We start from the raw sequence: 12869 nt of genomic DNA, 5'->3' as shown, positions 1-12869 counted from the left end.
TGTAAACAAAGCATAGATTCCATAGGTTAAATATATAGAGGGTGCCTCTACCTATTACACCTTAAAAAAATAGAATATCGAACCAAAAAAATAGAATATGGATACTTTAAATAGAGAAACGCTACACGAATTAGCGCAACATCAAGAATATCCCTGTGTGTCTTTATTGATGCCAACACACCGAATGCATCCTGAAAAAGCCGTCGACCCATTGACCTTCAAAAATTTGGTAAAGGATCTAAAAAATGCCCTCGCCCACCACGCAGAAATGCTCGCTCCACTTGAAAAATTACAGGAAGATCGAGACTTTTGGAATTATCAGGACAGTGGCCTTGCTATCTTTTTAAACTCCAGTATTTTTAAAATCTTTAGCTTGCCGGTCGAAGTACCTTCCTTGGCAATAGTGGCAGACAATTTTCACGTCAAGCCTTTATATCGTTATATTCAAGAAAACATAGCTTTCCAATTATTAGTGGTAAATCAAAATGATGTGGCCCTTTTTGAAGGCGACTGTCACTATCTCAAGCCTATCGAACTCGCAGGGAAAGTACCGCTTACGATGGTAGAAGCGCTAGGGAGTGAATTGACAGACAACCACCTCAATACGGCATTTTCTACAGGAAATGGTTCCCGCAAACAGGCTAATCAAGGCACGGGCAATGTGGTACATGGCTATTTGGAGAAAAGCAGTGAACAGCAAAACGATGCCGAACGTTTTTTTAGAGTCGTGGATAAAGCTGTATACGAACACTTTTCAAAACCGAGTAATCTACCGCTCATCTTAGCCTCACTCCCGGAGCACCAAACTCTCTTTAGAAAAAGCAGTAAAAACCCGCTACTCATCAATAAGGGTATTACCCAAAATGCGGCAGATTTGTCTCCAGAGAGACTGAAAGAGTTGGCGTGCGACATTATAACGCCGATACAACAAAAATTGATATCCGATACGCTCGAACGCCAACAGGCTGCCGAGCAATATGGGAGAAGCCATTGGAAGCTAAAAGAAGTAGTAGAGGATGCGCTAGATGGAAAAATAGAGACACTTTTAATCGAAGAGGATAAAATCATACCCGGTAGGATACTGGCAGAGGAGCGCCGTATCGATACAAGCCGTGAAGGGACTGATGATATATTGGATGATTTGGCAGCTTTGGTGGTCGAAAAAGCGGGCAATGTACTCTTACTGACGAAGGAAGAGATGCCCCACGATACCGGGGCGGTCTCTATCAATCGCTTCTAATAAAGAGGAACTGGGGCTTGTGAATAGATGAGCCCCTCTTCTTTTAGTTCGTGCCAAAGGTCAAGCGGAATCGGCGTACGGAGTGCCCTTACATTATCTGCAACCTGCTCGGCTGTACTGGCACCGGGGACAATAGCTGCAAAGATATCCGAAGCCAATATAAAGTGTAGGGCAAGGGCAATGATATCTACGTCGTAACGCCCTGCAATCTCCGCGATACGGTCTCGCTTGGCAACCATTCCTTTGGGGATATGGGGTTTGTAATTGTACCGATTCCTGCCAGCGATAAAGCCCGAATTATACCCTGCTCCAGAGACCAGTTTGACCCCTCGTTTTTGAACAGCTGGCAAGAGACGGTCCACCGCATCCTCGTGCGCTAAGATAGAATATTGGGTCGCCGAGAGACAGACGTCTGGGTCGGCGACTTCAAGACATTCCAGAATGGGCTCAATAGTATTGACACCCAAGCCCCAACCTTTGATAATTCCTTGCTCGCGATAATCAGAGAGCACCTTGAAGGCTCCCTGTTCCGCTTGTTTAAAAAAATAGGGATATCGGTCGCCAACTTGGTCCTCGGATAGATCGTGGACGAATACCACATCCAAATAGTCGACACCCATGCGTTGCAAACTTTCGTCAATAGATCGTTTGGTACCATCGGCTGTATAATCATGTTGAAAATCAAAGGCTAGTGGTGCCTTCCACATGGTGGGGGGGACAGCGGAAACTGCTACCGGCTCGAACAGGCGTCCAATTTTGCTGGAAAGTACATATTCCGAGCGCTCACGCTGTTGGAGAAATTCGCCAAATCGATGCTCGCTCTTGGTAAGCCCATACCACGGTGAGGTATCATAATAACGTATCCCCAATTCCCAGGCCTTGCTTAGTACCTGATAAGCCTGCGCATCTGACAACGCATCAAATCCAGTCCCAATAGCTACACCGCCTAATCCTAAACGGTGCTTGTCTTCAAATATATGATTCATATCAGCTTAAAATTTATGTATTAACACTACCTACCTAACGAATGGTATCTCAAAAAGTTCGCTTTTTTTTCGTTTCCCGAACCTTCTGCATCGAAAACTGTTATATTAGAACCTTATCATTTATTTAGCTATGTCACACTTTTTTAAATATCCAGGAATACGTACGTGCTTCTTTCTAATACTTTCGGTCTCCATCTTTGGTAGTTGCCAAACCATCCCCGACAAAGCGCAGGCGGTCACCAACTTTGACAAAGCACGCTACTTGGGCAAATGGTATGAAATCGCACGATTCGATTTCAAATTCGAGAAAGACCTTAAAAACACTACAGCCGAGTATAGCCTAAATGAGGATGGTTCGATCCATGTCGTCAATAGTGGATACGATACTATTCAGCTGAAGCAAAAACAAGCTATTGGGAAAGCCAAATTTGTAGGTGAACCTACTACTGCAAAATTGAAGGTGTCGTTCTTTGGCCCTTTCTATTCGGGGTATAATGTCATCGCTATTGACTCTGCTTATCAACATGCTTTGGTGGCTGGCAAAAATCTGGACTACCTCTGGATTCTCTCCCGTGAGCGGACACTGCCTGAAGAGGTCAAACAGCATTATCTCGAGATTGCCAAGGAAGTAGGATATGATACCAATCGGCTCATTTGGGTGGAGCAGGATAGCGTAAGGTAACAAATACGTGTTCGGTAAAAAATAATACGTGTTTTAAGGGTTTTACTAAACTTTGGTGTGTCAGCAAGGTTTTATACATACGAAGAGGATTAAATATTACAATTTCTTTAATAGACACTACAACAGAACAGTAACCTTGGCCCCGCATTTTGATAAGTGCGGGGTCTTATTTATCCCATTATTCACAAACATATAATTAGGTTATGGAGGATAAGATTTCCGCTCATCCCGCAGTTGACCTCAATCTTCGATACGTCTCGGGAAAAGAGCCCGGCTACAGTCGAAAAGAGCTGAAGGGAAAATTTGTCTATTTTTCAGACAAGGGTCTGGTTGACGATAGGGATACCATTCGCCGGATCGAGGCATTGGTCATCCCTCCAGCTTGGAAAGATGTCTGGATATGTAAACGAAAAAATGGACATATCCAAGCGACGGGAATCGATGTACGTGGTCGCAAGCAATATAAGTATCATACCGACTGGTCTACACTCCGTAACATCAAGAAGTTTGATCGACTGATGGGGTTTGTAAAGAAATTAAAGCTACTGCGGGCCCAACTTGCGAAGGATTTGCGTCGGAAATCCCTTACCAAAGAAAAGGTATGTGCGATTGCCGTGTACACCATGAGCACCACATATATACGTGCAGGGAACAAATCATACGAAGAAGAATATGGTTCATTTGGTTTGACGACTTTAAAAAATAGACATATCAAAATTGAACATAATCAGGTGTTCTTCAAATTCAAAGGCAAAAAAGGAGTGCTACAGCAAGTCTACCTTAAAGAGCCCAAAGTTGCGAGATTACTGAAGAACGTCAAAGAACTACCGGGCCAAGAGCTCTTTCAATATTACGATACTGAAGGGCAACTGCAACGCTTGGACTCGGGCGATATTAATGTTTATCTGCGACAAGCAATGCAAGATGATTACACATGTAAGGACTTCCGTACTTGGGCTGGGTGCGTATTGGCCCTCCTGGTGATGGCTACAGAACCATTTGCAGAGACACCGGCTGCTCGTAAGAAGGCTTTGGTGGCGATAATTGATGCCGTGGCGTTGCGACTAGGGAATACACGCACAGTGACCCGAAATTACTATATACATCCGGAGCTTCAAAATCAATACATCACAGGTAATCTACAACCTCTATTGAGCGGACTTCGAAAAAAGAACGAAGTGACCACCCCTGGAAGCGCAACGGAAAAATCGCTAGTGAAATTTCTGAACTCGTTAAAACAATCAGTGTAAAGGGAATGCTTGATATGGAAAAAAAGGCCCTCCACAAAATAAACACTTGTGGAGAGCCCTCACCTAAAGATGGGAAAGTCGGTCATTAATTCTTATAGCTTGCTAATATATGTTTCAACTTTTTGCGCGCTATGTGAATCCGAGTCTTGACAGTGCCAATCGGTAAATCAAGGTACTCGGCTATTTCATTATATTTATATCCTTCAAAATACATCGTAAATGGAATGTAGCATCCTTCCTCAAGCTCCTTTAAAGCACTCTGAATGTCCTCCATCATGAATTTGTTCTCGCCTGCATTGTGGACTGCTGAGAAATATAGATTCGCTGGACTTATCTCCTCCTCAGTAGTGATAAAAGACTGTCCTTTTGACATCCGTCTATAGTTGTTGATAAACGTATTACGCATAATGGTATACAACCATCCACGCAAATTGGTCCCTTCTTGAAAACTATTGAAATAGGTCACTGCTTTGAGGAATGTCTCTTGTAAAAGATCATTGATTTCTTCATGGTCTTTTGTAAAACGTTTTGCAAAACTTTTGAGCTCATTGGTCTGCCCGATTACTTGGGTGTTAAATTCTGTCTTAGTCATAACGATAGCTTTTTTAGTTTGATGCACCAGCGTACATCGATGTTAACACTTCTTATAGTATGAATAGCAAATGAGGAAATTTATTTCCCATCTCTACGGTTTCGGTTACAATAAGGCAAAGGCCATGCTAAACTATCTCAATTTTATTCTCAAAAACACGTATTAATACGTGTAAACCTTGAGTTAAGTAAACTGACTCCTCTCTACATCTATCTAGAACGATTCTAGGATGCGTCATTTACGGTTTGCAGCGCGTATTTAACCCACATGAAATTGAAAAAATATCGCTACAAATAAAATCCCCTGGATTGGTATACATTCCTCAATGAATGTCTGTCTATTTATCTAGACAAGATTTCAAAAACACCAAACCAAACAAACACCTACTAATCAACACGATAGATATCTAAACTTTATCAAGCTCAACTTGTTACTATATTGAATAAACTCATAATCTTTTATTATGCGAGCAATATGGACAGGGGCGATTGGATTTGGATTGGTCAATATCCCAATTAAAATATACAGTGCGACCCAAAGCAGTTCTTTAGATCTGGATATGCTGGATCGGAAAGATAAATCAAATATCAAATACAAGCGTGTCAACGAAAGCACAGGTAAAGAGGTGGCATGGGAGAATATTGTGAAGGGCTATCTGTTGAAAGATAAATATGTGGTCTTGGAGGAAGCCGACTTTGAAGAAGCGAGCCCCGAAAAGAATAAAATGATCAACTTGCAATCTTTTGTAAAATTGGAAGAAATAGACAGTATATATTTCGATACACCTTACTATCTCGAGCCTCAAAAGGGAGGGGAAAAGGCTTACCAACTCTTGTTGAAGGCACTTGAAAAAAGTAAAACTGCTGGATTGGGGTCTTTTGTAATGCGAAATGTGGAAAACCTGGTATTGGTAAAACCTTACGAAAATATGCTGTTGCTGAACAAACTTCGCTTTGAGGAAGAAATCCGATCGGCGGAAGAGCTAAAGCTCCCAGGAAATGCAAAAATCCGAAAAGAGGAAATGGATATGGCCGTGCAGCTGATCAGACAACACAGTCAACCGTTTGATATCTCCGGCTACAAAAATGAATATAGCAAGGAGCTTCTCAAGATTATCAAACAGAAGGATAAGGGGAAACGGGCTACTATCCGAAAGATTACGGTCGAGAATACAAAGGCTGCTAATTTATTGGCACAATTAAAGGCTAGTCTAGCTTAAAATTTTTCTAAAGCCTGTTTAATATTACTGGGTGTATCAAAGATAGCTTTCCATGGGTTATCTTTGTTGTCTAGTCGACCTGGTATAGTCTGTATATCAAACTGTTGAACCTGCAAACCTACTACTACCTCATCCCAAAATAATGGTGTACTCACCGTAGCTCCCGGTTTGGGACGGAGGGAATATGGGGCTGCAATAGTCTGCCCTCTCCTATTCTGCAGAAAGTCCAGATAAATCATTCCTTTTCTCTTTTTGGGGTCCCTGACCAGACTGGTCGTATCTGGGTGCTCCTGGTGAACCAGCTCTGCAATCAGTTGGATAAAATCACGCACTACATCATAGGTATACTGTTGCTTGACGTATAAATAGATGTGCAAACCGGTAGAACCCGAGGTCTTGATATAATCGTTTACTTGTGCTTGTTGAAAGAAGCGGTGCGCTGTCTGCGCAACATTGATGACGCTATCAAAATTGGCTCCATTGGGGTCAAGGTCAAGCACTGCAAAGTCGGGCTTCTCTACTTTCCGATAGGTAGATAGCCAAGGATTGATTTCGATGGAACCTAGATTGGCAATATAAAGCAATGTGGCCTTGTTGTTGCACAAGATATAGTCAATGTCCTTGTCAGTACTCTCTGAATATACAGGGACTGTTTTTATCCAACGGGGAATCTGCTCGACGTTCACATCTTTTTGAAAAAAACCACTCTCCTCTATCCCATTGGGAAACCGATGCAATGATATCGGCTTATCTTTTAAAAATGGTAAAATCAAGTCTCCGTATTGCTCGTAATAAGCCATCATCTGGCCCTTGGTATAGCCTTCTTGGGGCCAATATATTTTATCTAGATTAGTCAACTTGACCTGATGCCGGTCTATAGTGATTATTTTCTCTTTAACATTTGTCTCTTTTAGATTCTCCATTTGGACCTCCTTTGGTTTTTTATCCGTGCGCAGTCCTTTGAAAACAGGATGCCTAAGGTGTTGGTCGGCGGTCCATTCGGAATAGTACACCTCACATACGACGTGAGGTTTTACCCACGTGACCTCTCGCTCCTTGGCAACTTTAATATTTTTACCAAAAGGTTTGTCGGTCACGACTAGGGGCTTCAACTGCTTAGATACGTCTGCTAGAATGGCTTCTGTAAATCCTGTGCCGCAATTGCCCAAGTACACCCAACGATTGTCGGCATAATATCCTAAAACGATGGCTCCGAAATGCGTCCGACTGCCTTGGGGCATCGTGTACCCACATATGACTGCTTCTTGGCTCTGTCGAAACTTAACTTTCAGCCATTGACTGCTTCTCTTACCCGGGAAATAACGCCCCTCGTTGTCCTTGGCGATAAGTCCTTCCCAGCCTTCTTTCTCCGCCTTTTTGTATATCGTGCTTGCCGCCCCTTTTACCGCATCAACATGGACCAATACACTGCTCTTTAATGCCTTGAACAAGAGTTTGAGCAGTTCTTTTCGTTCGAACAACGGATATTGTGTTAAGTCATTGTCATCCAAGCTCAGCATATCAAAAATATAATAACGGAGATGGAGGTTAGCTGGGGTGGGTTCCCCTGAGGCCAGCAATTGAAACCTTGATTTGCCTTTGGCATCTTCTATAACTGCTTCTCCATCCAACCACAGATCTCGCTCGATTTTACTAATCTCCCTGACAATGGAAGGAAACAGTTTGTTCATACTCTTCCCCGTACGGGAATATAAGAAAACCTTTCCCCCATTCTTGACTGCGATAATTCGGAATCCATCATATTTTTTTTCGAATGACCAATCTCCATCCTCCGGCATACCATCGGTGAGCTTGGCCAACATCGGTAAAGGCTCCACGACTTCGGTAGCAGTAGACCGGGCTTTTCTTCCTTTGGTGGCTGGTTTTTTAAAATTCTTTCCTTCTTCCTTGACGCTCTTTGTAACAAAATCTTCAGCGTTGTAGGCTTTGTGCACTGCATACGCATCATTGTGTTTGATCAATAGCCAAGACTTACCATCGTCATCCCCCTTTATACGCACTAATGCAAATTCTCCACGTAGCTTGTCGCCATGCAATATAAATTTGAGGGAGCCTTCCTTAAGGTTTTTCAGGAATTGTCTTTCGCTTTGGCCTTCTAAAGGTTCGAAATAGCCTTCATCAAATATGGTTACCGTGCCGGCACCATAATTGCCGACAGGTATACTTCCCTCAAATCCGGCATAGTCAAGAGGGTGGTCTTCCACCTGCACTGCCAGTCTCTTATCTTGTGGAAAAAGAGAGGGTCCTTTGGGGACGGCCCAACTTTTGAGCACGCCGTCCACTTCCAATCGAAAATCATAATGTAAGCGGCTGGCATGGTGACGTTGTACGACAAATCGCAACTTCTTCCCCCGCATGGCTTTTGAATGACCACGAGGCTCTTGCGTTCGTTGGAAATCACGCTTTTGATTATACTTCTCGAGCTTGCTCATGCCTTTGCTTTAAAAGATTAACATAGAAGGTCCTCCAATGTTTGTAGGGGTGTCTCACGAAGGCATAGCCCTGTTTTCTGTCAAAAAGCCCCATATGCGTTAAGAGATTCCTCCCCATTGGATCTATAGATCAATTTCTAAAAGAAACCTGGGCAATGATACGCACTTGAGCAAGTTGTTCATACAATTGCGGAAGTATGGCTGTCGCCACAAGTCTAATATCGCCATTATTTGCATCTAATGCGGCCTGTTCAAAAAGAGGTATGCTGCGTTCATAATCTTCAATAATCATTTTGATGAATCGGCCATCAAACTCTTCACTGTATTGAGTAGCTAGGTCTAATAGCTGTTGGGTATCGGTTCGGTTCATTTCTTGGGGAATATCTATCTCCATCTCAGTGCCTACTTCGGCTATTTTTTGAACTCCTTTTTCATGGCGCTCTTTCCAAATAGGTGCCACAGCACGAATAGAGTCACAGGCCGCTCTATCCAAGGCCAACGCCCAAGCAGTCTTCAATTTAAGCCCACTTTCTATGGTCTTGATAAAAAATCGCTCTTTATCAAAGTAAATATCAGAATCAAAAATCGAGGCCGTAGTAAGGGTATCAGAATCACTGGACTCCGAAAGGGGTTGTTGTTGGCGGCAACTAGTAAAGACTCCTACTAACAGCAAGAAAGGTAAAAGATAGGACGGTATTCTTTTCATAGCCATGCAATTAAGTGGTTATATAACTACGTATGCGGCGACTAAAAGTTGACCGTAAAAACACCCAAAATGAAAATTAAAATACGCAGGCTGGATAAATTAAAACCGACCAGCGCCTGTAATTACATTAAGTGATATCAGTTAGGGAGCTTATCTTTCCATCGGCAAATTTGAAAATACTCCTTCCATTCATATCAAGTACCTGACCTTTTTGTAGACCGTTGGGGAGGTCGATGGCTAAGATAGCGTGATATTGGACGAGAATCTCGGTCTCTTCGCTCGTGTGATTGTAAGATAAAACGGTCTGCTTCCGTTCACTAAAAAAGTCTGCGGCCTGCACAGCCTGATCCCAAAATGCCCGCCGTCCCATCAGCGACAGGTTGATCTCATCATGGGCGATATTGACAAAGCGCACGTCATCATCCAAATAGGCAATCATAGCTTCTACGTCAAAGCTGTTGTAGGCTGCGATATAGTCTTGAATCAGACGCTCGCGTTGGCTATATTCCATATTTATCGTAATCGCTCAGCAGACTTGATCAATTGCTCATCTTTACGAATACCGCCTAAGGCCATGGATAGAAAAATAATGGCAACCGGCAACAAAAAGAAACCAACTCCGATATTAGAAGCCGAAAGGTATTGGGATGTAGCGGCCAAAATGCTACTAGATGAAGAGTACAGCCACAGTGCAAATAGAATAATAAGTACAATTTCAAGAAAGACCAACTTTATCTGCGTCTTTCTATCCTTGAATTTGAAAATAATATATACCGGCAATAGGCCCAAAACTATGGTTGCAAGGGTCTGCAGAATAAATGACTCTTCTTTCATCGACTCCCCATTAACAGCCGTATACGACCCGGTGACCAACAGTTTGCGTCCAAGGCCAGCAACATCAATATACTGCAAATACGGAAATAAGAATAGGCCAAAAATGGTCAATCCAGCTAATAATAACCAAATGGTTTGGATACGTTGTAACATATAGAGTCTTTTATTGTAGTAACAAACTTATAGAAAGTTAGTTTTATATGCAAATAAAGAGCGATGTTCGTTCGCCTTGCTATCCTTAACAATACAAATGTCAAATTGTTACTGACGAAAGTGAAGATGGGTGGTAAAATCATTCAAATCGCTACCTTTGCACAGTGGAATCAATAAAAAGTCGTTTTTTTTTGGAAATCGCGTATGATGGGTCTGCCTACCACGGTTGGCAAGTCCAGCTAAATGCAGTATCCGTACAAGAAAAGTTAAACCAGGCCCTCAATACATTACTACGGAAAGATGTAGAGACTATCGGTGCGGGTCGTACAGATACAGGTGTCCACGCCAAACAATTGTTCGTGCACTTCGACACCTCACGAGAAGGATTGGTCCTAGATGATAAAAAATTCATTCATTCCCTGAATTCCCTCCTTCCTGTAGATATTGCAGCATACCGACTTATCGAAGTGCATCCTGATGCGCATGCGCGATTTGATGCGACATCGCGATCGTATGAATATCATGTCCATTTTAAGAAAGATCCTTTCAAAGTCAATTCTTCTTGGTTATTACGGGATATTCCGGAGGTTGAAAAGATGAATAGGGCCTGTGAGTTCCTATTGGGTACACAGGATTTTGGCTGTTTCAGTAAGGCACATACACAAGTATTTACCAACATCTGCACAATTGCTCGTGCGGAGTGGAAATGGTCAGAAGAAGGGTATCTGGTATTTCATATCACGGCAGACCGATTTTTGAGGAATATGGTGCGTGCGATTGTAGGTACATTATTGGAAATTGGCCTAAAAAACAAAGATATCGGCTATCTAAAAGAAGTCATAGACAGTAAGAACCGATCGAAAGCCGGAGCCTCGGTTCCTGCACACGGACTGTACCTGACAAAGGTAGTTTATCCCTATATTAGTAATCTAAAAAAATAAGAACTGTGAGCGATCAAAAGATAACAGGTAAGGCATATGACAGTACGCTGCTCAAGCGGATGATTAAATACATGCGGCCCTATCGTACCGCTTTTTGGATATCTGTGGTCCTGACCATCTTCTTGGCAGCAGTAGCTCCTGCTCTCCCACTTCTTATCGAACATACGCTGGACAAATATATTCTGGCCAATGATGCCTCGGGCTTGGATATGATGCTCATGGCCATGCTCGGCCTGTTGGTCGTACAGACAGCGATTCGTTATTTCCATACGCTGATGACCAATACGCTGGGCCAATCGGTAATTCGGGATATCCGTATAGAGGTATTCAATCATATTACCAAATTGCGACTCAAGTATTTTGACAATACACCCATTGGCCGACTAATTACGCGCACAATTTCGGATTTGGAAACCATCTCCAACATTTTTTCGGAAGGCTTAATTCAAATCATAGGTGATCTTTTACAATTATTGGTCATCCTGATCGTGATGTTCTATACGGATTGGAAGCTGACCTTGATTGTGTTGATTCCGATGCCATTGATGGTAGGCGCCACCTACATCTTTAAAGAAGCTATGAAATCGGCCTTTCAAGACGTACGAAAATGGGTGGCCAATCTCAACACGTTTTTGCAAGAGCATATTTCAGGTATGGGTATCATCCAATACTTTGCGCGGGAGAAGCAAGAATTAGCTAAATTTGAAGATATCAATTCACATCACAGGAATGCGCATATCCGTGCCAACTGGTATTTCTCCATCTTCTTTCCTGTATTGGAAATCATCATGGCTATTGCGCTGGGATTATTGGTCTGGTTTGGATCTAAACAGATTATTGCAAATGTCATTTCACCGGGAGTAGTCGTCGCATTCATCATGTACATCAACATGATATTCAGACCTATACGAGAGCTTATCGACAAATTTAACACTTTGCAGATGGGTATGGTGAGTGCTGAACGGATATTTGATGTATTGGATACCGATGAACATACGCCCAATAATGGAAATCTTAAACCGGAGACGATAAAAGGAGAAATTGAATTCAAACAGGTATGGTTTGCCTATAATGACGAGAATTGGGTTTTGAAAGATGTCAGCTTTCGGGTTAAACCGGGTGAGACCCTTGCCTTAGTTGGCGCTACAGGAGCAGGCAAATCATCCGTAATCAATATCCTAAGTCGGTTTTATGAAATCAATAAAGGGCAGATCCTCTTAGATGGCGTGGATATCCGAGAATATGAACTTAACTATTTAAGACAGACGATCGCGACTGTATTACAAGATGTCTTCCTATTCTCAGATTCAATCAATAAGAATATCAATCTCAATGACCCCTCAATCTCGAACGAGAATATCATTGAGGCAGCGAAGCAAGTGGGGGCCTATGATTTCATCATGCGCTTACCACAAGGATTTGACTACGAGGTGCAAGAACGAGGTGCGACGCTATCCTCTGGTCAAGCGCAGTTGATTTCTTTTATCAGAGCGCTTGTACATGAACCGAAAATCCTGATTTTAGATGAAGCGACCTCTTCTGTAGACACCGAAACGGAGGAATTGATTCAATCGGCAATAGACAACCTTATGGAGGGCCGTACAGCTATTGTAATAGCACATAGACTGTCTACCATACAAAAAGCTGATAAGATAATCGTACTGGATAAGGGTGAAATAAAAGAAATAGGGAATCATCAAGAACTCTTGAGCATTGACGGGTACTATAAGAAATTATACGACCTGCAGTTCAACTCTGCGGGGATATAGAAAACATGGTGGGCTATATGTATACGGATAGTTGTCTCGCACTA

The 12869-nt window shown here is 42.5% G+C and carries 12 protein-coding genes; 6 read left to right on the top strand and 6 right to left on the bottom strand.

Annotated elements, in window-relative coordinates:
* Positions 1-97 precede the first annotated feature (97 nt).
* Positions 98-1240, top strand: a complete 1143-nt coding sequence (locus tag OQ289_RS00635; protein WP_270088950.1) for a baeRF3 domain-containing protein — start codon at positions 98-100, stop codon at positions 1238-1240.
* On the opposite strand, the gene OQ289_RS00630 is transcribed toward OQ289_RS00635, so the two are convergent.
* The gene (locus tag OQ289_RS00630) at positions 1237-2226 is read right to left on the bottom strand and encodes an aldo/keto reductase (RefSeq protein ID WP_270088949.1); all 990 of its coding nucleotides are present in this window, start codon (positions 2224-2226) and stop codon (positions 1237-1239) included. The two genes, OQ289_RS00635 and OQ289_RS00630, sit on opposite strands and share 4 nt — an antisense overlap.
* Positions 2227-2356: 130 nt before the next feature.
* Between OQ289_RS00630 and OQ289_RS00625 the strand changes: the two genes are divergently transcribed.
* A complete protein-coding gene (locus tag OQ289_RS00625) occupies positions 2357-2908 on the top strand; it encodes a lipocalin family protein (RefSeq protein WP_270088948.1) in 552 nt (183 codons plus the stop codon).
* A gap of 203 nt (positions 2909-3111) precedes the next feature.
* Positions 3112-4158, top strand: coding sequence for a DNA topoisomerase IB (locus OQ289_RS00620; protein WP_270088947.1), 1047 nt, complete (start codon positions 3112-3114; stop codon positions 4156-4158).
* A gap of 85 nt (positions 4159-4243) precedes the next feature.
* On the opposite strand, the gene OQ289_RS00615 is transcribed toward OQ289_RS00620, so the two are convergent.
* Positions 4244-4750 carry an RNA polymerase sigma factor gene (locus tag OQ289_RS00615; RefSeq protein WP_270088946.1) on the bottom strand — a complete coding sequence of 169 codons (507 nt, stop codon included), beginning with the start codon at positions 4748-4750 and terminating at the stop codon, positions 4244-4246.
* Between the two features lie 463 nt (positions 4751-5213).
* On the opposite strand from OQ289_RS00615, the gene ku reads away from it, so the two are divergent.
* Positions 5214-5969: a non-homologous end joining protein Ku gene (gene ku, locus OQ289_RS00610; protein ID WP_033563734.1), complete on the top strand. Its 756-nt coding sequence runs from the start codon at positions 5214-5216 to the stop codon at positions 5967-5969.
* Here ku and ligD read toward each other — a convergent pair.
* From ligD to OQ289_RS00590, 4 genes are all read right to left on the bottom strand, one after another.
* Positions 5966-8422, bottom strand: coding sequence for a DNA ligase D (gene ligD, locus OQ289_RS00605; RefSeq protein ID WP_270088945.1), 2457 nt, complete (start codon positions 8420-8422; stop codon positions 5966-5968). The two genes, ku and ligD, sit on opposite strands and share 4 nt — an antisense overlap.
* A gap of 130 nt (positions 8423-8552) precedes the next feature.
* Positions 8553-9128 (bottom strand): DUF4142 domain-containing protein, encoded by a 576-nt coding sequence (locus tag OQ289_RS00600; protein WP_270088944.1) that lies wholly within the window; start codon positions 9126-9128, stop codon positions 8553-8555.
* Between the two features lie 127 nt (positions 9129-9255).
* Positions 9256-9639, bottom strand: coding sequence for a nuclear transport factor 2 family protein (locus OQ289_RS00595; RefSeq protein ID WP_270088943.1), 384 nt, complete (start codon positions 9637-9639; stop codon positions 9256-9258).
* Positions 9640-9641: 2 nt separating this feature from the next.
* Complete coding sequence (locus OQ289_RS00590; RefSeq protein ID WP_033563738.1) at positions 9642-10115, bottom strand: DUF4293 domain-containing protein; 474 nt, start codon at positions 10113-10115, stop codon at positions 9642-9644.
* A gap of 191 nt (positions 10116-10306) precedes the next feature.
* Between OQ289_RS00590 and truA the strand changes: the two genes are divergently transcribed.
* Positions 10307-11056, top strand: a complete 750-nt coding sequence (gene truA / locus OQ289_RS00585; protein WP_270088942.1) for a tRNA pseudouridine(38-40) synthase TruA — start codon at positions 10307-10309, stop codon at positions 11054-11056.
* 5 nt (positions 11057-11061) lie between these two features.
* A complete protein-coding gene (locus OQ289_RS00580) occupies positions 11062-12825 on the top strand; it encodes an ABC transporter ATP-binding protein (protein ID WP_270088941.1) in 1764 nt (587 codons plus the stop codon).
* Positions 12826-12869: the final 44 nt, after the last annotated feature.

It is taken from the genome of Sphingobacterium sp. SYP-B4668 (assembly GCF_027627455.1).
Classification (GTDB): Bacteria; Bacteroidota; Bacteroidia; order Sphingobacteriales; family Sphingobacteriaceae; genus Sphingobacterium.
This window is presented reverse-complemented; position numbering and strand designations above follow the sequence as displayed.

What these genes read in the sequence shown, in the direction of transcription:
- OQ289_RS00635 (WP_270088950.1), top strand. Translation starts at nt 98, where the DNA reads ATGGATACTTTAAATAGAGAAACGCTACACGAATTAGCGCAACATCAA.
- OQ289_RS00630 (WP_270088949.1), bottom strand. Translation starts at nt 2,226, where the DNA reads ATGAATCATATATTTGAAGACAAGCACCGTTTAGGATTAGGCGGTGTA.
- OQ289_RS00625 (WP_270088948.1), top strand. Translation starts at nt 2,357, where the DNA reads ATGTCACACTTTTTTAAATATCCAGGAATACGTACGTGCTTCTTTCTA.
- OQ289_RS00620 (WP_270088947.1), top strand. Translation starts at nt 3,112, where the DNA reads ATGGAGGATAAGATTTCCGCTCATCCCGCAGTTGACCTCAATCTTCGA.
- OQ289_RS00615 (WP_270088946.1), bottom strand. Translation starts at nt 4,750, where the DNA reads ATGACTAAGACAGAATTTAACACCCAAGTAATCGGGCAGACCAATGAG.
- ku (WP_033563734.1), top strand. Translation starts at nt 5,214, where the DNA reads ATGCGAGCAATATGGACAGGGGCGATTGGATTTGGATTGGTCAATATC.
- ligD (WP_270088945.1), bottom strand. Translation starts at nt 8,422, where the DNA reads ATGAGCAAGCTCGAGAAGTATAATCAAAAGCGTGATTTCCAACGAACG.
- OQ289_RS00600 (WP_270088944.1), bottom strand. Translation starts at nt 9,128, where the DNA reads ATGAAAAGAATACCGTCCTATCTTTTACCTTTCTTGCTGTTAGTAGGA.
- OQ289_RS00595 (WP_270088943.1), bottom strand. Translation starts at nt 9,639, where the DNA reads ATGGAATATAGCCAACGCGAGCGTCTGATTCAAGACTATATCGCAGCC.
- OQ289_RS00590 (WP_033563738.1), bottom strand. Translation starts at nt 10,115, where the DNA reads ATGTTACAACGTATCCAAACCATTTGGTTATTATTAGCTGGATTGACC.